The sequence below is a fragment of the Ruegeria jejuensis genome, from assembly GCF_041537905.1.
Lineage (GTDB): Bacteria > Pseudomonadota > Alphaproteobacteria > Rhodobacterales > Rhodobacteraceae > Ruegeria_C.
On record NZ_JBGRUO010000059.1, the window covers coordinates 1 to 1358 of the forward strand.

The window sequence follows — 1358 nt, forward strand, 5'->3', positions numbered from 1 at the left end:
TACCCTTCGAAGAGGACGAAGGGTGCCCAGTTGAGCGGTGTGTTGAGGGACGGGTCTGTCTGTTGCAGGTACCACAGCTTGGTTTTGCGTAGTGCGGCGGCGGGGTTGCTCGTGGTCTGCTCGAGCCAGTTCTGGTAGAAGCGCGTCATGAAGTTGGCCGCCGCCTGATCGCCTACCGGCCAGAGGGCTGCCAGCACGTTCTGCGCCCCAGCAACATAGAAGGCGCGCGGCAGGCCTTCGAGCCCCTCGCTGTAATCATGAGCGCCCTGGCCGGTATCGCAGGCCGAGAGCACCACCAGTTCGGTACCATAAAGATTGAGCGTCTGCGCCTCGACCGCATGCAGGATGCCGTTTTCACCGTCCGCCCCGATGCCACCAGCCAGTGCGCGGTTGGCTCCGGCGAGCGTCACACCCGATTGCAGAAGCGGGCGGCCCCGGATCGACCCGCTTTGCAAGTAGTAGCCGTGGGTCGCAAAGTGCAGGACCCGGGGCGGATTGGCGAGAGATTTGAGGGCCGCTTCCGTGGCCTCCGTGCCGGTGAACACGATCGGGGCGGGCTCATCGCGGCGGAAGTCGGCATAGTGAGCACCGATGGTTTGGACCTCGGAAAGGCTTTTGGGCAATGCTTTGAATTCCGTGAACTGCTGACGTGTTGTGTCGAGTGCGGCCCGGATGAGGCTGTCGCCCGCCTCGGGCTCCACCAGCGCAGCAACCTGTATCTCGCCAAAGTCCACACCACCGAACGCGACAAGACCTTTGCCAGTGGCCGGTCGGGAACTGGCGACGAGGTCGCGACCGGTCTGCACCGTGTGAACGTCGAAGCGTTCGATCAGGCGTAGGCCGGGGTCATCCAGGAAGGCCTCGAAGGGCAGCGCACCCAGCGGGCCGTCAGGTGAGATATAGAGGGTCTCGACCCCGTCGAGATGGGGCAGCAGCGGCAGGATCAGTTGGTCATGGGCATAGCGCATGAGTTCGTCAAAACTCCAGCCGCGTTCCCTGCGCAGGTCGGCGTCGACGACGAGCGATTGCAGGTCGAAGAGTTTCCCGGATGTATCGAGATCGACCAACGCCGGGTCCGCGTCCGGCCGCAGGATAACCGCCAGCAGGCGGGGCGCGTCAAACTCGCGTTTTTCGAAGTCGAATGGATCATAGAACCGGTACTCCACCAGTGCCGCCCCGCTCGGCAGGGCGAGCATGACATCGTCGGCATCGGCACCGGTGACCTGCTGGTGACGACGGAACTTTTCCGAGGCGGCGCGCAGGGCGGCCTCATCGGTTTCCAGGGCCCGGCGCAGGCGGGTCTTTTCCGCGGCGGAGACATTCGGATCGAAGGCGACGTTGGAGAGCGCCTGTCGCCC

The 1358-nt window shown here is 64.3% G+C and carries 1 protein-coding gene; it reads right to left on the minus strand.

Annotation, left to right across the window (positions count from 1 at the left end):
- Positions 1 to 1358: CHAT domain-containing protein (locus AB1E34_RS26065; protein WP_372575199.1), on the minus strand; the 1358-nt coding region annotated here is incomplete at both ends.